The sequence below is a fragment of the Vibrio sinaloensis DSM 21326 genome, from assembly GCF_000189275.1.
Classification (GTDB): domain Bacteria; phylum Pseudomonadota; class Gammaproteobacteria; order Enterobacterales; family Vibrionaceae; genus Vibrio; species Vibrio sinaloensis.
In genome coordinates this window covers 1-19,075 of sequence record NZ_AEVT01000080.1, presented here as the reverse complement: position 1 = coordinate 19,075, position 19,075 = coordinate 1, and the positions used below count along the sequence as shown (strand labels likewise).

At 45.2% G+C, this 19,075-nt stretch carries 20 protein-coding genes; 17 read left to right on the top strand and 3 right to left on the bottom strand.

From position 1 onward, the window contains the following. The first annotated feature begins 21 nt into the window (after window positions 1-21). Both RH45_RS14230 and flgP read left to right on the top strand, forming a co-directional pair. Window positions 22-657 carry a FlgO family outer membrane protein gene (locus RH45_RS14230; RefSeq protein ID WP_008078271.1) on the top strand — a complete coding sequence of 212 codons (636 nt, stop codon included), beginning with the start codon at window positions 22-24 and terminating at the stop codon, window positions 655-657. 8 nt (window positions 658-665) lie between these two features. Then, window positions 666-1,097: a flagellar assembly lipoprotein FlgP gene (gene flgP / locus RH45_RS14225; protein WP_008078270.1), complete on the top strand. Its 432-nt coding sequence runs from the start codon at window positions 666-668 to the stop codon at window positions 1,095-1,097. An 82-nt stretch (window positions 1,098-1,179) separates the two neighbouring features. On the opposite strand, the gene RH45_RS14220 is transcribed toward flgP, so the two are convergent. From RH45_RS14220 to flgA, 3 genes are all read right to left on the bottom strand, one after another. Beyond that, the gene (locus RH45_RS14220) at window positions 1,180-1,605 is read right to left on the bottom strand and encodes a flagella synthesis protein FlgN (protein WP_008078269.1); all 426 of its coding nucleotides are present in this window, start codon (window positions 1,603-1,605) and stop codon (window positions 1,180-1,182) included. A gap of 20 nt (window positions 1,606-1,625) precedes the next feature. Continuing rightward, entirely contained in the window at window positions 1,626-1,940 is a 315-nt protein-coding gene (gene flgM / locus RH45_RS14215; RefSeq protein ID WP_008078268.1) for a flagellar biosynthesis anti-sigma factor FlgM, read from the bottom strand. 94 nt (window positions 1,941-2,034) lie between these two features. Beyond that, a complete protein-coding gene (gene flgA / locus RH45_RS14210) occupies window positions 2,035-2,781 on the bottom strand; it encodes a flagellar basal body P-ring formation chaperone FlgA (RefSeq protein WP_008078267.1) in 747 nt (248 codons plus the stop codon). 78 nt (window positions 2,782-2,859) lie between these two features. On the opposite strand from flgA, the gene RH45_RS14205 reads away from it, so the two are divergent. The 15 genes from RH45_RS14205 (at window position 2,860) to RH45_RS14135 (ending at window position 18,910) form a co-directional block, all read left to right on the top strand. Next, the gene (locus RH45_RS14205) at window positions 2,860-3,786 is read left to right on the top strand and encodes a chemotaxis protein CheV (protein ID WP_008078265.1); all 927 of its coding nucleotides are present in this window, start codon (window positions 2,860-2,862) and stop codon (window positions 3,784-3,786) included. A 10-nt stretch (window positions 3,787-3,796) separates the two neighbouring features. Next, entirely contained in the window at window positions 3,797-4,624 is an 828-nt protein-coding gene (locus RH45_RS14200) for a protein-glutamate O-methyltransferase (RefSeq protein WP_008078263.1), read from the top strand. 231 nt (window positions 4,625-4,855) lie between these two features. Next, complete coding sequence (flgB, locus tag RH45_RS14195) at window positions 4,856-5,251, top strand: flagellar basal body rod protein FlgB (protein WP_008078261.1); 396 nt, start codon at window positions 4,856-4,858, stop codon at window positions 5,249-5,251. 5 nt (window positions 5,252-5,256) lie between these two features. Then, window positions 5,257-5,673 carry a flagellar basal body rod protein FlgC gene (gene flgC / locus RH45_RS14190; protein ID WP_008078259.1) on the top strand — a complete coding sequence of 139 codons (417 nt, stop codon included), beginning with the start codon at window positions 5,257-5,259 and terminating at the stop codon, window positions 5,671-5,673. 16 nt (window positions 5,674-5,689) lie between these two features. Then, the gene (flgD, locus tag RH45_RS14185; RefSeq protein ID WP_008078258.1) at window positions 5,690-6,400 is read left to right on the top strand and encodes a flagellar hook assembly protein FlgD; all 711 of its coding nucleotides are present in this window, start codon (window positions 5,690-5,692) and stop codon (window positions 6,398-6,400) included. Window positions 6,401-6,441: 41 nt separating this feature from the next. Further along, window positions 6,442-7,758 (top strand): flagellar hook protein FlgE, encoded by a 1,317-nt coding sequence (gene flgE / locus RH45_RS14180; protein WP_008078256.1) that lies wholly within the window; start codon window positions 6,442-6,444, stop codon window positions 7,756-7,758. A 214-nt stretch (window positions 7,759-7,972) separates the two neighbouring features. Continuing rightward, window positions 7,973-8,722: a flagellar basal-body rod protein FlgF gene (gene flgF / locus RH45_RS14175; RefSeq protein ID WP_008078254.1), complete on the top strand. Its 750-nt coding sequence runs from the start codon at window positions 7,973-7,975 to the stop codon at window positions 8,720-8,722. A gap of 19 nt (window positions 8,723-8,741) precedes the next feature. Then, on the top strand, window positions 8,742-9,530 hold the full coding sequence (flgG, locus tag RH45_RS14170; RefSeq protein ID WP_008078252.1) for a flagellar basal-body rod protein FlgG: 789 nt from the start codon (window positions 8,742-8,744) through the stop codon (window positions 9,528-9,530). Window positions 9,531-9,555: 25 nt separating this feature from the next. Beyond that, entirely contained in the window at window positions 9,556-10,338 is a 783-nt protein-coding gene (flgH, locus tag RH45_RS14165) for a flagellar basal body L-ring protein FlgH (RefSeq protein ID WP_008078250.1), read from the top strand. Window positions 10,339-10,402: 64 nt separating this feature from the next. Then, window positions 10,403-11,494: a flagellar basal body P-ring protein FlgI gene (locus RH45_RS14160; protein WP_008078248.1), complete on the top strand. Its 1,092-nt coding sequence runs from the start codon at window positions 10,403-10,405 to the stop codon at window positions 11,492-11,494. A gap of 11 nt (window positions 11,495-11,505) precedes the next feature. Continuing rightward, window positions 11,506-12,420: a flagellar assembly peptidoglycan hydrolase FlgJ gene (gene flgJ / locus RH45_RS14155; RefSeq protein WP_008078247.1), complete on the top strand. Its 915-nt coding sequence runs from the start codon at window positions 11,506-11,508 to the stop codon at window positions 12,418-12,420. Between the two features lie 198 nt (window positions 12,421-12,618). After that, complete coding sequence (gene flgK / locus RH45_RS14150) at window positions 12,619-14,493, top strand: flagellar hook-associated protein FlgK (RefSeq protein WP_008078245.1); 1,875 nt, start codon at window positions 12,619-12,621, stop codon at window positions 14,491-14,493. A 9-nt stretch (window positions 14,494-14,502) separates the two neighbouring features. Next, window positions 14,503-15,696: a flagellar hook-associated protein FlgL gene (gene flgL / locus RH45_RS14145; RefSeq protein WP_008078244.1), complete on the top strand. Its 1,194-nt coding sequence runs from the start codon at window positions 14,503-14,505 to the stop codon at window positions 15,694-15,696. 360 nt (window positions 15,697-16,056) lie between these two features. Beyond that, window positions 16,057-17,196 (top strand): flagellin, encoded by a 1,140-nt coding sequence (locus tag RH45_RS14140; protein WP_008078243.1) that lies wholly within the window; start codon window positions 16,057-16,059, stop codon window positions 17,194-17,196. 580 nt (window positions 17,197-17,776) lie between these two features. Beyond that, entirely contained in the window at window positions 17,777-18,910 is a 1,134-nt protein-coding gene (locus RH45_RS14135; RefSeq protein WP_008078242.1) for a flagellin, read from the top strand. The last annotated feature ends 165 nt before the right edge of the window (window positions 18,911-19,075 follow it).

The following is a 19,075-nucleotide window of genomic DNA, read 5'->3' as shown; positions in this document are numbered from 1 at the left end:
TAATGTATCGGAGATTTGAGAATGAAGAAATGGTTATCGCTAGTGCCTGTGGTGTTTCTCACCGCTTGTGCCTATGCTCCAATTTATAATGGTAAGGAACCTTACCCAGGCTCTCAGTTTATGTTGATGGAGAGTCCGCGTCATACTCTTGACTTCTTTATCGAGAGTATGACTGAAGATCTAATGATCTCGAATACGAGCGTTTCGGCACGTACTCCTATTGCCGTGACCTCGTTTGTTGATTTGCAAAATATGGATGCGACCAACTGGTTAGGCAACTCGGTTTCGGAAGGATTTATACATCAGTTCCAACGCCGTGGTTTTAAAGTTGTCGACTTTAAAACCACGGGGTCGATTCAAGTCACGAATCAGGGTGACTTTGCCTTTAGCCGTGATTGGAAAGATCTTGCCCAAGAACAAGACATTCAGTATGTGCTGACCGGAACCATGTTACGTCAAGAAGGCGGTGTACTGGTGAATGCACGTGTTGTTGGGATGCAATCTAGAGTCGTTGTAGCGACTGCGCAGGGTTTTCTGCCCGCCGATCGTATCGGTCGAGATCTTGATACCCTCAATAGCATTCGTACGCAAGATGGTGTATTAATTCGTTCTGACCCAACGATTACCCAACCATACACCGTAATCTTGCGTCCATAGGAGTGAACATGAAGAAGCTATTTTTGCTTGCCGTCGCGCTCGTTATGGTTGGTTGCCAACCTTTAGGAACGATGCGAGCAGACGACTGGCTAACGGCTGTTGGTTATGCCAGCATTAGCGAACAAAAAGGTCGCAATGAAGAAGAGAAACAAGTGCGAGCTATGCGTGCCTCTAAGATTGATGCGTATCGAGAGCTTGCTGAGCAAGTGTATGGTATGCGTGTAAGTGGTCGCGCTGACCTACAAGACCAAAGACTGGGTACTGAGTTAACCTCTGGTGCTGTGGATGGTGTTATTCGTGGTGCGGAAGTTGTTCGAAGCTATAAAGTGGGAGACAGCTACGTCACAGAACTTCGTTTAGATATTCAAAAGATGAACAAGCTAAGAGATTACGGCGAAGTTCAGCAAGTGCCTGAAAAAAGGCAGCAGACACTGTTTTAATTACCTTTCTTTTTCTCCGATCAAAAAAGCGGCTTTATAGCCGCTTTTCTCTTTTTACTCGGTTCAATAACGCTTTAATCAATTACGCTTTAATATTGGTGCCTAAGGTCGAGACGTTTTTAGTTTGACCTTCTGCAGTATAAGTCATTCCCAGTTTACCCTGAGACTGCTGCATTAAATTATTTAGCTTATTGAAACTGAGTTGCGCTCTTTGTAACGCTTCCCCGTTGACCGTGTTTGCCTGCTGACAATCGTAGATGATGGAACGGATCTTATTAACCAGAGGGCTCAACTCTGGATCTGTGGTCAGGCTTTCCACGTCAGGGTGTTTACTGATCCGTTCGTCTGTTGTTCGCAGTTGTTCGATCAAGGTGATCTTTTCTTTGGCTATTGCCTCAATGTCTTTGGAAACACGATTTGCAATTGCGACTTTTTCTTTCTCCAATAAAAGAGAAAGGTCCTGAGCGCTTTTTAGTTGAAAATCAACCAATCCTTGCAATGCTGCCATAGTGAGGGATCTCTATTTGATTATAAGCCGCCAAGCTCTTTTTCAAACTTCATCATGTTATCGGCAAGCTTTTCAGGGTCAACGGTGTAAGAGCCATTCGCGATAGCTTCTTTGATTGCTGCGACTTTTGCTTTGTCAAAACTTGGTTGACTGGCCATTTGAGTATGCATTTCACCGACCGCCTTACCTTGTGAGCTTAACGATACTGAGTCCTGAGCGACTGAAGACTTCTTTGTCGAATCAGTGCTCGAAGTTTGATTGTCATTACGTACTGAACTTCGATTGGTTGACGTCGTTAGAGTCTGACCAGAACGAATATTATCAATGCCTGCCATATGTGAGCCTTTTGAATATTAAAAACCTGTACCGTCAATATCGACTATGCGAGAAATAACTTTAGTGTTTTTTAACCTTTAATCGCAAAGAACGTCAGAAAACGACCGTGACTTCAGATATTCCGGTTACACGTCCTTCAATTATACGATTTGATTTGCTGTTTTTCACTCTTATCTGCTCGCCGTGAGATCCATCTGTCATCGCTACGCCTTTGGTGGTAATAACCATACCGGATTTCACTGCTTTAATCGTGACAGTTTCATTGCGGCATACAACACAAATATCATTTTCTTCAATAATTTCCCCGCTACGCAGGTTTTTTTTCGTTTTTGCCCCAATCACAGCATCTATGGTGGAAAAGCCTTGCCGCCTGTACCTCTGCAAGTCTACCATACTAATAGTGACATCGCGGGCAGAGATGATCTGGCCTCTCGATAGCGGAGCTATAAGAGTAACTTGAGGACCTGTGCGGGTTAATCTCACAGGGACATACACGCGCCAGTTTTCGTCTGGACACTCCACAAGTACGGTAATATTGCTAGCGTTTGGGTTGGTTGATGTAGAAGAAGCTTGCATCCCAGACGGACAATCTGTAGCAAAGATCCTACTATCTATAGAAGCCGCTTTTGCCACAAGAGAGCCACCAACAGGGCTATCAATGTGTTCAGTTACATATTGTTGTGCTGCTTGTTGAATAGAAGAAATTTGACTTTCTGTTGCCGATGTCGCTGAAAAACTAAAGAAAAAGAACAAAAAGCCGATAGACTTATAAAACTTTTTATAGAAAGCTCTACAATTAGTTATGGAAAAAGAACTTAACTGTGATTTAGAATATATCATTCTGTTTCTCTGGTTTTTTCATGACCTTAAGTAGACTACCATTTTTTTAGCATGAAAGTTTGAGATGGAGATGAGCTTATGACGGGTATTCTTGATTCTGTGAATCAGCGTACGCAACTCGTCGGTCAAAACCGATTGGAACTCCTAACCTTTCGCCTAATGGGGCGTCAGCGTTACGGAATTAACGTATTTAAAGTAAAAGAGGTACTGCAGTGCCCTAAGCTTACTTCAATGCCAAACTTGCACCCACTCGTTAAAGGGGTTGCTCATATCCGTGGCCATACTGTATCCGTGATTGATCTCAGTCTCGCTATTGGTGGTCGCCCAACGACAGATGTAGATAAAGCATTCGTAGTGATTGCTGAATTTAACCGTACTATTCAGGCATTCCTTGTTACGTCAGTTGAACGTATCATCAATATGCACTGGGAGGCGATTTTGCCACCGCCAGAAGGCGCGGGTAAAGCAAACTACTTGACTGCCGTCACCAATATCGACAACGAATTGGTCGAGATTCTCGACGTTGAAAAAATCCTAGCAGAAATCGCGCCAGTCGATGAAACCATGGATGCAAGCATCAGTGAAGAGATTGCTCAAGTAGAGACAGAGAAAGAAATTGTTCGCCGTATTTTGATCGCGGATGATTCAACCGTAGCGCGCAAACAGGTTGAACGGGCAATTACGTCCCTTGGCTTTGAAGTAGTGTCTGTAAAAGACGGCAAAGAAGCCTACGAAAAGTTGGTCGAGATGGCAGCAGAAGGCAGTATCTACGATCAGATTTCACTGGTGATTTCAGATATTGAAATGCCAGAAATGGATGGCTATACGCTGACTGCGGAAATTCGCCGCCATGCAGACTTAAAAAATCTTTATGTTATTCTTCATTCATCACTCAGTGGTGTATTTAACCAAGCCATGGTTGAGCGTGTGGGAGCAAACTCATTTATCGCGAAATTCAACCCTGATGAGCTTGGTAATGCAGTGAAATCTGCACTTACAGAATAAAGAGAAATTAATGACAGCGATAACTATAAGCGATCAAGAATATCGTGATTTCAGCCGCTTTTTAGAGTCTCAGTGTGGCATCGTACTAGGTGACAGTAAGCAGTACTTAGTAAGAAGTCGCTTGAGTCCTTTGGTGACAAAGTTCAAATTAGGTTCTTTGTCAGACTTGCTCAGAGATGTTGTCACTGGCCGCAACCGTGAATTGCGTGTTGCAGCGGTTGACGCCATGACGACCAATGAGACACTTTGGTTTCGCGATACTTATCCGTTCGAGGTGTTGGCGAACAAACTGTTGCCAGAAGCAGCGGCAAACAAGCGACCAATAAAGATTTGGTCGGCGGCAAGTTCGTCTGGTCAAGAGCCTTACTCAATGGCCATGACCATCCTAGAGACACAACAACGCAAGCCAGGTATGTTGCCAAGCGTGTCGATTACGGCAACCGATATTTCGGCCAGTATGCTAGACATGTGTCGTGCAGGCATCTATGACAATCTTGCGCTTGGACGTGGTTTATCACCAGAACGTCGTCGTAACTTCTTTGAAGACGCGGGCGATGGTCGAATGAAGGTGAAGGACAACGTAAAGCGTTTGGTCAACTTCCGTCCTCAGAACCTGATGGACAGTTACGCGTTGCTGGGGAAGTTTGACATCATTTTCTGTCGTAACGTTTTGATTTACTTCTCTCCAGACATGAAATCCAAGGTGTTGAACCAGATGGCGAACAGTTTGAACCCTGGTGGGTACCTTCTGTTGGGGGCGTCTGAGTCTCTAACCGGTTTAACTGACAGGTTTGAAATGGTGCGCTGTAACCCGGGCATCATCTATAAGCTTAAATAGCTATCGCTCCATACAACGACAAGCCCAGCATCAATGCTGGGCTTTTTGTTACCTTGCGACATTTACTTGTATACTAAAAATGACATTCCAATCGTACAGCAATCGAGTAAGTTGGCTTACTTATTGCTGTTAAATTTTCGAAATCGAAGCTTATGCGATTAATTTTTAAAGTTGGTACGCTTATTGCTTTGTATTTTAGTAGTAACGGTCAGTTCTTTTGTAGAGGTCAACATGGCTATTTCTTTCGACAACGCTTTAGGTATTCACCAACACACGGTTGGTCTACGCGAACGCAATGCAGAGGTTATCTCTACTAACATTGCGCAAGCGAATACTCCTGGTTACAAATCGAAAGGAATGGATTTCCAGAAGGCTTTGCAGGCGGCAACCTCAGAGGCAAGCATTGGTCTTAGCCGTACTGATGGTCGGCATATTCCTGCCTCTACACGTGTGACAGGGGAAGTAATGTATCGTCTTCCATCCCAGCCTGACACAGGTGATGGCAACACGGTGGATGTAGATTTAGAGCGTAACTTGTTTATGCAAAATCAAATCAGACATCAGGCATCACTTGACTTCTTAGGAAGTAAATTCAAGAACTTAACGAAAGCACTTAAAGGGGAGTAATTTAGATGAGCTTATTTAATGTATTCAATGTAACTGGTTCTGCCATGAGCGCTGAATCCGTTCGTCTAAATACTACGTCAAGCAACCTGGCGAATGCAGACAGTATCTCTAGCTCGGCGAAAGATACCTACAAAGCTCGCCATGCGGTGTTTGGTGCCGAATTAAGTAAAGCAAAGTACGGCAATGACCATACTGTGCCAGTTAAGGTTATGGGGATTGTGGAAAGCGATAAGCCGCTTAGTGCGGAGTACAATCCTGACCACCCACTCGCTAACGATGAGGGTTATATCTATAAACCTAACGTTAATGTGATGGAAGAAATGGCAAATATGATTTCTGCTTCTCGTTCGTATCAAACAAACGTTCAAGTCGCAGATGCAAGCAAACAAATGCTGCTGCGTACGCTGCAGATGGGTCAATAAGGATAGGGGGTGACATATGGCCGATGGCATTAACAATGTTGGTCAAAACAGCTTGTCCTATATCGACCAGCTTAAACAGCTTCAAGAGAAGAACAAGCCAACTGAGACAACAGGTAAGCAAGACCTTAAACAGGAAGATTTCTTATCTTTGCTCACGAAGCAGTTATCTCAACAAGACCCGTTTAAGCCGGTAAGTAATGACCAGATGATTGCGCAAATGGCGTCATTCGCAACGGTAGACGGTATTGGCAAAATGAACAACCAGTTCGAGACTTTGAATGCTTCGATGACATCGAATCAAGCACTTCAAGCTTCCTCCTTGGTTGGGCGTGATGTTTTGATACCAGGCGCTGCTGGTGTGAAGAAAGATGACGGCAGTATGGCAGCCATGGTGAATCTTCCTCAAGCTGTCGATAACTTGATGGTTCGTGTTGAAGATCAAATGGGGCAGTTAGTTCGAACCTTCGAAGTGGGCTCGAGACCTCCGGGTGATAGCCGCGTCGAATGGGACGGCAAAGATTCAAACGGTAATCCATTGCCGGCAGGTAAGTACAAGGTGAGAGCCTCGGGCTTACTTGAGGGAGAAAGCAAAGAATTTGAAGTTTCCACTTATGCAAACGTCAATAGCGTTCTTCTTGGTAAAGGTGATGGTAACGTACTGCTCAATCTGGCTGGCTTTGAGTCGCCAGTTCGACTTGCTGAAGTACTAGAAGTTGGTAAAGCGTAGCGCTCTTAGAGTCATATGCTAGCTAGATAGGAGAATTTGGAATGTCTTATGTTGCATTAAGCGGTATTTCCGCAGCTCAGTTAGATTTGAATACCACCAGTAACAACATTGCGAACGCCAATACATATGGCTTTAAAGAGTCGCGTGCTGAGTTCGGTGATGTTTACTCTAATTCATTGTTTACAAACGCAAAAACAACTCCTGGTGGTGGTGTTCAAGCTGCTAAAGTGGCGCAACAGTTCCACGAAGGATCCAGTGTTTATACCAATAACCCGATGGATTTGCGTATCAGTGGTACAGGTTTCTTTGCTGTGGCAAAAGACCGCCTGACACCGACGACGAATGAATTAACGCGTAACGGTGCCTTCCACTTAAACAAAGATAACTACATGGTAACTGCAAATGATGAGTTCCTATTGGGTTATCAAGTGAATGGAGACACAGGTGATGTTCTCTCTTACGAGCCTTCGCCAATTAACATTCCAAAAGAGTTTGGTAAACCGAAGCAAACATCCAACATTGAAGTCGGTGTAAACCTGCCTGCTGGTGGCGAGTTAAAAGATCCAGCACTGTTTGATTACTCAGATCCTGAAACGTATAACCGCTCGACTTCTTCTACGATTTACGACTCTATGGGTCAATCGTACAAGTTAACGACATACTACTTGAAAGATCAGACGCAAGCGAACACTTGGCAGACTTACTACACAGTGACGGACAGTGCGGGTGAAAAGCCGATCAACATCGTCGGTGGTGATGCTACGACCCCAACAGGTCATGTTGGCCATACGATGAAATTTAATAACGATGGCACACTGGCAAGTCTAAATAATGGTCAGAATATTGTTTCAGGACCACTAGGTGGAACGGGCCCAGATGATCCAAACGCGATTAACTTGAACGGTGCAGATGTCACACAGACATTATCTTTCGGTTTGTCAGATGCAACACAGTTTGCCGCTCCTTTTGAGCTAACCAAGTTTGATGAAGACGGTGCAACGACGGGTTTCTTGACCAAAGTCGATTTTGATGAAAATGGTAGTGTCCTAGGGACTTACTCAAACGGTGAAAACATCACTCTTGGTCGTGTTGCCATGGTGCGTGTTGCCAATGAGCAGGGCCTAGATAAGAAAGGTGGTACTCAGTGGGATTCAACTCAGTTCTCTGGAGACAAGATCTGGGGTGAATCAAACAAAGGCTCATTTGGTTCTATCAACAGTGGTACGCTGGAGCAATCTAATATCGACATGACTCAAGAGTTGGTCGATTTGATCACCGCTCAACGTAACTTCCAAGCTAACTCTCGTTCGCTAGAAGTGCATAACCAAACTCAACAAAATATCCTACAGATCCGCTAATTCACACGGCGTCAGTAGGCTCCTAATCCGCAATGATCTGTATAGTAAGCTGGTGGCAAACATCAGCTTACTATTGTTGCCACCTATGGCAAACTCCTCCCATATTGCCCTCATAACATTGCCACTTTTACTTAAGTTGTTAAAAAATAACAACTATTTATCTTGGCATGTCTCTTGCTTTATTTGATCCGAATTGTGATTTTTGGAGCAAATTATGGATCGCGCACTCTTTCTCGCTATGAGCGGAGCCAAGCAGAATATGCAGGCCCTGCAGCTTAGAGCAAACAACTTAGCTAACGTCAGTACCACGGGTTTCCGTGCTGATTTGGCGCAAGCTCGTTCGATGCAAGCTTACGGTGAAGGTCTACCAAGCCGTGTATTTAGCATGACAGAGCGTCCGGGGCATAACTTCCAACAAGGTAGCGTTATAACAACAGGTCGTGACTTAGACGTAACAATCGAGGGTAACGGCTGGATTGCTGTACTTGATAAGTCTGGCAAAGAAGGTCTGACACGTAACGGTAATCTTAAGGTTGATGTTAACGGCTTGCTTGTGAGTGGTAACGGTAATCTTGTTATCGGTGAAACAGGTGGTCCAATAACGCTTCCGATTCCTTTGAGCAAAGTTGAAATCGGTACAGACGGTACAATTTCAGTGGTTCCACAAGGTGCTCCAGCCGACGCTATTGAAGTTGTTGATCGTATCAAACTGACCAACACCAATAATCAATCACTATTCAAAGACGTTAACGGTCTCTTCCGTGCGAAAGATCCTAATGCGGCATACGAAGCAGATGCCGATGTTAAATTGCTCACAGGCGCTATCGAAGGCAGTAATGTGAATGCCATCGGTGAAATGACAAGCCTTATTGATTTGCAACGCCAGTTTGAAATGCAAGTCAAGATGATGAGCACAGCTGAAGAGATGGACAAGTCGTCCGACTCTCTACTTCGTATGAGCTAATAGAATTTAGGAGATTATTATGCATCCGGCATTATGGGTTAGTAAAACGGGCTTAGATGCTCAGCAAACCAATATTTCAACGATTTCAAACAACCTAGCGAACGCATCAACGGTAGGTTACAAAAAAAGTCGTGCAGTCTTTGAAGACTTGTTTTACCAGAACATCAATCAACCTGGTGGTCAATCGTCGCAGAATACTGAACTGCCTACGGGATTGATGTTGGGCGCGGGCTCTAAGGTTGTCGCGACGCAAAAAGTCCACACGCAAGGTAATACGCAAACGACCAATAATAGCTTGGACATGATGATTGAAGGGGATGGCTTCTTCCAGATCCTAATGCCAGACGGCAACATTGGTTACTCGCGCAACGGTCAGTTTACCGTGAATGATGAAGGGGCGATTGTCACCTCTGGTGCTGGTTATGGCCTAGAGCCAGAAATCGTTATTCCTGAAGATGCTATCAGTATCACTGTGGGAACCGATGGTGAAGTTTCGGTGCGCATCCGCGGTGAGCAAAACAACGTGGTTGTCGGTCAGATTACAACCGTCGATTTTATCAACCCTGGTGGTCTTGAACCAATCGGACAAAACCTTTACTTGCCAACGGGCGCGAGTGGTGACCCTCAAGAGGGCGTTCCGGGTTTTGATGGTTTCGGTGATATTCGTCAATCGATGCTTGAAACGTCGAACGTGAATGTAACGGAAGAATTGGTCAACATGATCGAGGCTCAGCGTGTCTACGAGATGAACTCAAAAGTTATCTCGGCGGTCGATAAGATGATGAGCTTTGTTAACCAGCAGCTATAAGCTTGGCAGATAAGAGGGTAGGGTTATGAATCGTTTATTTGCAGTGATGATTGTAGGCTTGATGTCTGGTTGTACTATGCTAGAGCCGCCAGTAGAGACGTCTGATGTTATTGGTGGAACAACCACAGTGGATGCCGTGGAAGGGGATAAGTCAGGCGACGACCAGAGCGGTATCGTCGATACGCTTCGTGGTCGTAACGACCCTGTTGCCGGTGATCCAGCATGGGCTCCTATTCACCCTAAGCACAAGCCTGAACATTATGCAGCAGAGACTGGCTCATTGTTTAGTGCATCTCAATCAAGCAGTTTGTACGACGATTCAAAACCACGCGGTATTGGTGACATTATTACCGTTACCCTTGATGAGAATACGAAAGCGGCAAAAAGTGCCAACGCGGATATGTCAAAAACCAATGACTCCTCTATGGAACCACTGTTTGTTGGGGGACAGGAGCTAAAAGTCGGCGGTGACTACAACTTTTCATATGATTTAAATAACACCAATACCTTTGCCGGGGACGCGAGTGCGAATCAAAGCAACAGCCTGAGTGGTTCGATTACCGTGGAAGTCATTGAGGTACTGGGTAATGGTAACTTAGTGATTCGTGGCGAAAAATGGTTAACACTCAATACTGGTGATGAATACATTCGTTTAAGCGGCACGATTCGTCCGGATGATATTTCTTTCGACAATACCATCGCATCCAATCGTGTATCTAACGCTCGTATTCGCTACTCGGGCACTGGAAACCAGCAAGATATGCAAGAGCCTGGATTCTTGGCACGATTCTTCAATGTATCCCTTTAATCTCGCCTGAAGACGCTTTTCTGACAGGCGCCAAGCGACACCAGAGTTACAGTAAAGGTACCCCATGAAGAAGCTAATTCTACTCATTGCCAGCACACTTTTGTTAGTCACACAGGCTCACGCTGCGCGCATTAAAGATGTCGCTCAGGTTGCAGGGGTACGTAGTAACCAATTAGTCGGTTATGGTCTTGTGACTGGCCTTCCGGGGACCGGAGAGTCAACTCCTTTTACGGATCAAAGCTTTAACGCTATGCTGCAAAGCTTTGGTATTCAATTGCCGCCAGGCACCAAACCAAAAACGAAGAACGTTGCTGCCGTTATTGTCACGGCAGAGCTGCCAGCTTTTTCTAAGCAAGGCCAGACGATTGACGTGACTGTTTCGTCTATCGGTTCAGCGAAGAGCCTACGCGGTGGCACACTGATGCAGACCATGTTGAAAGGTTTGGATGGGCAAGTCTATGCCGTCGCCCAAGGTAACTTAGTGGTCAGCGGCTTTAGTGCTACTGGTGCGGACGGTTCTAAGATCGTCGGCAACAACCCAACCGCAGGTATGATTTCCAACGGTGCTATGGTTGAACGTGAAATCCCGTCGCCATTTGGCCGAGGTGATTACATTACTTTCAACTTGCTTGAATCTGATTTTACCACTGCGCAGCGCATGGCTGACGCGGTCAATAACTTCTTAGGTCCGCAGATGGCGTCGGCTGTTGATGCTACATCGATTAAGGTTCGTGCACCGCGAGACATTTCCCAGCGTGTCGCTTTTCTATCTGCGATCGAAAACCTCGAGTTTAACCCGGCTGAGGGCTCAGCGAAAATCATCGTCAACTCTCGCACCGGGACCATAGTGGTTGGGAAACATGTTCGCCTGAAACCAGCGGCGGTGACGCACGGTGGTATGACAGTCGCAATTAAAGAGAATCTCAATGTCAGCCAGCCTAACGCTTTTGGTGGTGGGGAAACCGTTGTCGTTCCAGATACAGATATCCAAGTGACGGAAGAGCAAGGCAAGATGTTTAAGTTTGAGCCTGGATTAACATTGGATGATCTGGTTCGAGCTGTTAACGAAGTCGGTGCCGCCCCATCAGATCTGATGGCGATATTACAAGCATTGAAACAAGCCGGCGCGATTGAAGGCCAGCTGATCATCATCTAATGGAGTAGAGCATGATTAACAACGGTAATGATATCGGCTTTATTCACGATATCGCGGGTTTAGATAAACTTCGTAAGCAAGCGGTAGACGGTGATGAAAGTAGCGAAAAAGCCGCATTAACCGCCGCAGCTAAACAGTTTGAGGCGATATTCACCTCAATGTTGTTTAAGTCTATGCGTGATGCGAATGCGAGTTTTGAATCGGGTTTAATGGACAGCCAAAATCAGCAGTTCTACCGTCAAATGATGGATGAGCAAATGTCGAGCGAGTTAAGTTCCTCGGGCTCATTGGGGCTGGCAGACATGATTGTTGCTCAGCTTTCATCGGGTTCTATTGAGAATAAAAACGCCGCAAGTAACGCTGTTGATTTCGAAGCTATGATGAAGAAAGTGGATCAGGCAAGAGAAGCGCGAGCAAACTCTGATGCAGCACCAATGGCTGTTTCACGTGAGCAACCTCAGCACTCATTTGATAGCCCAGAATCATTTGTAGACTCGATGCGACCGTATGCAGAGAGAGCGGCCAATGCATTGGGGATCGACTCTTCTCTATTGTTGGCTCAAGCTGCGCTGGAAACTGGCTGGGGGCAAAAGTTGGTAGGAAATAGCCGCGGTAGTAGCAACAACCTATTTAACATCAAAGCGGACAAGAGTTGGCAAGGCGATAAAGTCGCGACACAAACTCTCGAGTACCATCAAGGCGTTCCAGTCAAAGAGAAAGCGGCATTTCGTTCTTACAATAGCTTTGAAGATAGCTTTAACGATTACGTACGCTTCCTCAATCAAAATCCACGTTACACGACTGCACTCCGTCATGGTGGTAATGACGAACAGTTTATTCGAGGTATCCACCAAGCGGGTTACGCGACGGACCCTCACTACGCAGACAAGGTTTTGCGCGTTAAAGCGAAGATTGATCAGATGTAATCAACAAAGCTCCACTTTGGGTAACCTAAGTGGAGCTTTTTTGTAACTAGAGAGGGCTTGCGTTTGACCTAGCTTGCGCTTAGACCATAATGACACCACTTTCCACTTTCCACTTTCCAAACGAAATGGCACACATATTGCAAAATAAAACTTAAAGGTTTAGTTCGTACTGATTTTTAAAGGTTTATTGGGGGCAATATGGCGTCAGACCTACTGAGTTTAGGTTCACAAAGTGTCCTTACCGCTCAGAGACAATTGAACACTACTGGCCATAATATCTCTAATGCAAATACAGAGGGTTACAGTCGCCAGTCAGTGATACAAGGCACCAACATGCCACGCCAATTCGGTGGGGAAACCTACGGAATGGGTGTACATGTGGAAAAAGTTCGCCGCTCGTGGGATCAGTTTGCCGTTAATGAGCTCAATATGTCGACCACTAACTACGCGCATAAGCTAGACGATGAAGCGAATCTAGAGATGCTGTCTAATATGCTTTCCTCTGTGTCGTCGAAGAAAATCCCCGAAAACCTCAACGAATGGTTTGATGCCGTTAAATCGTTAGCTGATAGCCCAAACGATGTGGGTGCACGTAAAGTGGTATTGGAAAAGTCGACTTTGATTACCCAAAACCTCAATGATTTCCACGAAACGATTCGACGCCAATCGGATGTAACCAACAAAAAACTCGATCTGGGGGTTGAGCGTATTAACCAGCTCGCCTTAGAGATCCGCGACTTACACCGTTTAATGATGCGAACGCCAGGCCCTCATAATGATTTGATGGACCAGCACGAGAAGCTCGTTAACGAACTATCAGAGTACACCAAAGTCACGGTGACGCCGCGCAAAAATGCAGAAGGTTTCAATGTCCATATTGGTAACGGACATACTTTGGTCTCGGGAACGGAGGCGAGTAAGTTGACCATGATTGGGGGCTACCCTGATGTGCATGAGCGCCGCCTTGCCATGATTGAAGGTAAAGGGATCAAAGCGATCACTTCTAAAGACATTGACGGTAAGTTAGGAGCCATGTTGACCATGCGGGATGAAAAAATTCCTCAGCTTATGGACCAACTCGGCAAGATGGCGGCCGCTTTCTCTTATGATGTGAACAAGCTTCAGTCTCAAGGCCTCGATTTGCGCGGTAATATTGGTGGTTTAATCTTTACCGATGTGAACTCTGACATTATCGCTCAGTCACGTGTGGTGACATCGTCAGACTCGACCGCTGATTTAGCCGTCTATATTGAAGACACCAGTCAACTTGTCGCTGGTGAGTACTCTCTTCAGTACGCGGGAGGTGACTACTACATTACTCGACCAAATGGTGAGCAGTCTATTGTTCCCGTTGTCGATGACGCGATTTCTTTGGATGGTATTCGTATCGATATTCGTGAAGATCTTGCAGCAGGTGAACGAGTCCTGATTCGTCCTACGCGTAACTCTGCCGCACAGATGCAGATGGAAACCAACGATCCTTCCCATATCGCGGCACAAAGCTATGAGGCCTCAACAACTTTTGCCCAAGGCAGTGCCAAGTTCAGCATAGATACGGCTGGAGAGTTGCGCGAATTTGAAGTGGTCGTGTCACCAGATGGCAAACAGTTTGCAGTTACAGACACCAAAGGGCGTATTCTGATGCAACCGCAAACTTACCCGCCTTCAGGCCCAGTCACTGTTGGTGGTACGACGTTCGAGTTAACGGGTGGCGCATTGCCGAACGATAAGTTCACGGCAAACCTTGTCCCCTCTGAAGGTGACAACGGCAACTTGCTCAAAATGCAAAACATTCAGACTGAGAAAAAGCTTAATGATGGCGAGTCAACGGTTCTAGATATTTACCATAACCTCAATACTGATGTTGGTTTGCAAATGTCTACCGCTTCTCGCCTGACCGATGTCTCGAGATTGGAAAAAGAATCCGCTCAAGAGCGTGTAGCGTCTATTTCTGGGGTGAACCTCGATGAAGAGGCCGCCAATATGATGAAGTTCCAACAAGCGTATATGGCATCGTCGCGTATCATGCAAGCTGCCAACGATACCTTTAATACCATTTTGGCATTGAGATAGGAGGCGTAAATGTTAAATCGAATTTCCAGCTTCCATAACTACCAGTCGGTGCAAAATGATCTGCGACGTCAAGAGTCTAAGGTCCATCATAATCAGGCACAGCTGGCATCGGGTAAGAAGCTCATGAAAGCGAGTGATGATCCGTTAGCGACTCATTACATCCAAAATATTGGCCAGCAGAAAGAGCAACTTCGTCAATACAGTGATGCGATCGTTTTGACACGAAATCGCTTAGAGCACCACGAAGTGATCATTTCCAATGCCGAAGAGTTTGCTGATGAGGCAAAGCGAACGGTGATGGAGATGATCAACGGTGCTCTTTCTCCTGAAGACCGTTTTGCTAAACGTCGTGAAATTGAAGAGATATCGAACAATTTTCTGAATCTTGTCAATGTGCAAGATGAGTCTGGTAACTACATTTTTGCAGGGACCAAGCCTAAGAATCAGCCATTTTTCCGTGATAAAGACGCCGATGTGGTTTATGCCGGTGACGATTACCAAAGAAAGATGAAGATTTCAAACAGCCTTGAGATGCCAATCAATGATCCTGGCAGCAAGTTGTTTATGGAAATCGATAATCCATTCGGTGACTTTTCACCGAAATACGATTTGAAAGAAGCATCTGAGCTGCTGTTAGAACGTGCGATTAACCTCAACCCTGATGATCAGTCGACTTATAAAGTAACTTTTGTCGATATGCCTGAAGGGAAATACGGGTACCAACTCGAACGCGATGGGTCTGTTGTCCAAGCGGATACGTTTGATCCCTCAAAAGGCATCAAATATGAAGACGTGACGATTCAAGTGAAAGGTCAAATCACTAAAGGTGATGCGATCGAACTCGAGCCGCAACGTACTTATAGCATCTTTGAAACGTTTAAAGAGGCGATGGCCTTGTCTGAGGGCTCAGTGTCTGATTCATCCAATACTGCTCAATTACATCAAATTACCCAAGAGTTTCACGCCGCGTTTATTCATTTGAACAAAGCTAGAACTGATGTGGGGGCACGATTGAGCACATTGGATATTCAAGAAGAGCAGCACGAAGACTTCAAAATGACGTTGGCGAAATCGCAAAGTAATTTTGAAGACTTGGATTACGCAGCTGCGATTATTGAGTTCAACGAAAACTCACGAGCGTTACAGGCATCTCAACAAGCGTTTGGTAAAACCAAAGATTTAACTCTGTTTAACTACATCTAGTCGCTGACTGCCTTAAGTGCTATGCCTTAAGTGCCAAAGCGAGCCCCTGACAAGTCACATAGTTCACTATGGCAATTGGGTGGCAAATAAGCGGCAAATGACTTGCCGCTTGGAGAAGAAAGAGATTAAACGGAAAAGTAGAGAAAAAACATTTAGCTTTAAGTTATTGATTTTTAGGGTTTTAATAAATAAATCGGTTAAATTTTATAACTTGGCATACAACTTGAATTATACAGTTCAGAGTTAAAGAACAAGTTTTAAGCAGTTATCTGCTTAGCAAGGCATTTACGGTCAGTGCTTCCAAATGAGATTAAGCTGGCCGCTTCGCAAGCACTTGCGAACTCACTAGGAGAGCAAACTATGACCATCACAGTAAACACTAACGTATCAGCGATGACCGCTCAGCGTTACCTTAATAAGGCAACTGGCGATCTCAATACATCAATGGAACGCTTGTCTTCAGGCCAACAGATCAACAGTGCAAAAGATGACGCTGCGGGTCTACAAATCTCGAACCGTTTAACGGCTCAGTCTCGTGGTCTTGATGTGGCAATGCGTAACGCCAATGATGGTATTTCCATTGCGCAAACTGCTGAAGGTGCGATGAACGAGTCAACCGCCATCTTACAACGTATGCGCGACTTGTCATTGCAATCGGCTAACGGTACCAACTCGGATTCTGAACGTACAGCGATCAATGAAGAGGTGTCGGCACTGCAAGACGAACTAAACCGTATCGCAGAAACCACATCTTTCGGTGGTCGTAAGCTACTTAACGGTACGTTTGGTGAGGCTTCATTCCAAATCGGTGCAAGTTCTGGTGAGGCGATCATCATGGGCTTAACGAGCATTCGTGCTGATGACTTCCGTATGGGTGGTCAAAGCTTTATCTCTGAGCAAGGGAAAGGCAAAGACTGGGGCGTACCGGCAAATGCTCGCGACCTCAAACTAGAGTTCACCGGTAAAGATGGTGATCTAGTGACTATCGATATCTTGGCGAAAGACGGTGATGATATCGAGGAACTTGCCACGTACATCAACGGTCAGACTGATCTGGTAAAAGCGTCTGTCGATCAGGAAGGTAAACTACAAATCTTCGCATCACAGGCTGAGCTCAAGAGTGACCTAAGCATTTCTGGTGGTTTGGCGGGTGAGCTAGGACTTAACGGTGGTCCGGGTGTTCAAACAACAGTCCAAAGCATTGATGTAAGAAGTGTGGGTGGAGCGCAAAATGCAGTTGGTATTATCGACTCAGCTCTACAGTACGTTGATTCTCAGCGTGCCGACCTGGGTGCGAAGCAAAACCGACTAAGCCACAGTATTAATAACTTGGCGAACATCCAAGAAAACGTAGAGGCATCAAACAGCCGTATTCGCGATACCGATTTCGCAAAAGAAACGACTGCGATGACCAAAGCACAAATTCTGCAACAAGCTGGTACTTCAATACTAGCCCAAGCAAAACAGTTGCCAAACTCTGCAATGTCACTATTGCAGTAACAGCAAATATCTTCACTAGTGTATTCCCAGACGTGGGGCTAGTGGAGAGATTGCGGCAAGCATAGATTAGCGTTTTATGAGGCTCTCTCTCACTCCTGTCTCTTAAGCGTGATGTCTATGTAAAATAGCCAAGCTATGATCATTTCTCTCGATCTCCACATTGCATGGCTACCCTCTAGCCCCAGTTCTCTCAAAGGAAAAGGGGCTTTTTCTTTTCTGTCACATTGCGCCTATCTGGTAATCTAAGCGTATTTAAAGCAATCAAACCTAAGAGCTTCATTGAAAGCGGCCAATCCACGTCGTTTCCATGTAGAGGCATCGTGCCTGTTATGTTCCATCATTAAACTCAATCTCTCCCCGACCAAAGTGCTGAAAACTTTAGCATCAAATTTCATATTTATTTATTTGATCAAGTTTTCAATGAAATAGCGTTGATATGGCTAATTAATCCACTTTTTGTTCTAAAGTTGACCAATTTTATGTCGCTATAAAGGTACTTTGAGAGAACTCATTGGTTTTCCGAGACGTCGGAAAGCTTTCGGAAGTTCCGGGTAACGGAAAATCAATAGGAGAGACCACTATGGCGGTTAATGTAAATACCAACGTTGCGGCAATGACAGCACAAAGACATTTAAATGCTGCTTCTACTGCACAGCAAACCTCGATGGAGAGATTATCTTCAGGGTTTAAGATCAACAGCGCAAAAGATGATGCTGCTGGTCTGCAAATTTCAAACCGATTGAACGTGCAAAGCCGAGGCTTAGATGTTGCCGTGCGAAATGCCAATGATGGTATTTCTATGGCGCAAACAGCAGAAGGTGCGATGAATGAGACAACTAACATACTGCAACGTATGCGTGACTTGTCACTGCAATCTGCTAACGGCTCAAACTCGAAATCTGAACGTGTGGCGATTCAAGAAGAGATTACCGCACTGAATGATGAACTGAATCGTATAGCAGAAACCACATCATTTGGTGGTAACAAGCTGCTAAACGGAACGTTCGCTACCAAGTCTTTCCAGATTGGTGCGGACAACGGTGAAGCGGTTATGCTTACCATGAAGAACATGCGTAGCGACAACACTATGATGGGTGGTAACAGTTACATTGCTGAGAACGGTCAAGATGCAAACTGGGCTGTTCAAGCTGGTTCTAATGACCTAACCATTAATCTGACCGATAAGTTTGGCCAAGAGCAAAACATTGAGATCAACGCGAAAGCGGGCGATGATATTGAGGAACTTGCTACTTACATTAATGGTCAAACGGACCTAGTAAAAGCCTCGGTTGATCAAGATGGACAACTGCAGCTGTTCACTGACAATAACAAAGTGGAAGGAGAAGCGACGTTTGGTGGTAGCTTAGCTGGAGACCTAGGCATTGGTGATGCGCAAGCCGTTACTGTCGATACTATCGATGTTAGAAGTGTCGGTGGAGCACAGCAATCTGTTGCGATTGTCGATGCGGCACTGAAGTTTGTTGATAGTCATCGTGCCGAGTTGGGTGCGTTCCAAAACCGTTTCAATCATGCGATTAACAACTTAGACAACATCAATGAAAACGTGAACGCGTCTAAGAGCCGAATTAAAGACACAGACTTTGCGAAAGAAACAACAGCATTGACTAAGTCTCAGATTTTGACTCAAGCATCCAGCTCTGTTTTAGCACAAGCAAAGCAAGCGCCCAACTCAGCGTTGGGGCTTTTAGGCTAAGGAAGTGATCCGTTAGCACACAAAAAGTCATGACTATTGAAAAAATCCAGCTTCGGCTGGATTTTTTATTTTAAAGCGCCAAAAGTGCACAAATGGAAAAGCAGGGCAGCGTAATAAAGCTTAGAAACAACAAAACCCAGCAATAAGCTGGGTTTGTCTAAATAA

Excerpts from the sequence above, each read along its gene's own strand:
- flgK (WP_008078245.1), top strand. The coding sequence starts at position 12,619 with ATGGCGTCAGACCTACTGAGTTTAGGTTCACAAAGTGTCCTTACCGCT.
- flgM (WP_008078268.1), bottom strand. The coding sequence starts at position 1,940 with ATGGCAGGCATTGATAATATTCGTTCTGGTCAGACTCTAACGACGTCA.
- flgF (WP_008078254.1), top strand. The coding sequence starts at position 7,973 with ATGGATCGCGCACTCTTTCTCGCTATGAGCGGAGCCAAGCAGAATATG.
- RH45_RS14140 (WP_008078243.1), top strand. The coding sequence starts at position 16,057 with ATGACCATCACAGTAAACACTAACGTATCAGCGATGACCGCTCAGCGT.
- flgC (WP_008078259.1), top strand. The coding sequence starts at position 5,257 with ATGAGCTTATTTAATGTATTCAATGTAACTGGTTCTGCCATGAGCGCT.
- RH45_RS14220 (WP_008078269.1), bottom strand. The coding sequence starts at position 1,605 with ATGGCAGCATTGCAAGGATTGGTTGATTTTCAACTAAAAAGCGCTCAG.
- flgB (WP_008078261.1), top strand. The coding sequence starts at position 4,856 with ATGGCTATTTCTTTCGACAACGCTTTAGGTATTCACCAACACACGGTT.
- flgG (WP_008078252.1), top strand. The coding sequence starts at position 8,742 with ATGCATCCGGCATTATGGGTTAGTAAAACGGGCTTAGATGCTCAGCAA.
- flgA (WP_008078267.1), bottom strand. The coding sequence starts at position 2,781 with ATGATATATTCTAAATCACAGTTAAGTTCTTTTTCCATAACTAATTGT.
- flgL (WP_008078244.1), top strand. The coding sequence starts at position 14,503 with ATGTTAAATCGAATTTCCAGCTTCCATAACTACCAGTCGGTGCAAAAT.
- RH45_RS14205 (WP_008078265.1), top strand. The coding sequence starts at position 2,860 with ATGACGGGTATTCTTGATTCTGTGAATCAGCGTACGCAACTCGTCGGT.
- RH45_RS14160 (WP_008078248.1), top strand. The coding sequence starts at position 10,403 with ATGAAGAAGCTAATTCTACTCATTGCCAGCACACTTTTGTTAGTCACA.
- flgH (WP_008078250.1), top strand. The coding sequence starts at position 9,556 with ATGAATCGTTTATTTGCAGTGATGATTGTAGGCTTGATGTCTGGTTGT.
- flgE (WP_008078256.1), top strand. The coding sequence starts at position 6,442 with ATGTCTTATGTTGCATTAAGCGGTATTTCCGCAGCTCAGTTAGATTTG.
- RH45_RS14135 (WP_008078242.1), top strand. The coding sequence starts at position 17,777 with ATGGCGGTTAATGTAAATACCAACGTTGCGGCAATGACAGCACAAAGA.
- RH45_RS14200 (WP_008078263.1), top strand. The coding sequence starts at position 3,797 with ATGACAGCGATAACTATAAGCGATCAAGAATATCGTGATTTCAGCCGC.
- RH45_RS14230 (WP_008078271.1), top strand. The coding sequence starts at position 22 with ATGAAGAAATGGTTATCGCTAGTGCCTGTGGTGTTTCTCACCGCTTGT.
- flgP (WP_008078270.1), top strand. The coding sequence starts at position 666 with ATGAAGAAGCTATTTTTGCTTGCCGTCGCGCTCGTTATGGTTGGTTGC.
- flgJ (WP_008078247.1), top strand. The coding sequence starts at position 11,506 with ATGATTAACAACGGTAATGATATCGGCTTTATTCACGATATCGCGGGT.
- flgD (WP_008078258.1), top strand. The coding sequence starts at position 5,690 with ATGGCCGATGGCATTAACAATGTTGGTCAAAACAGCTTGTCCTATATC.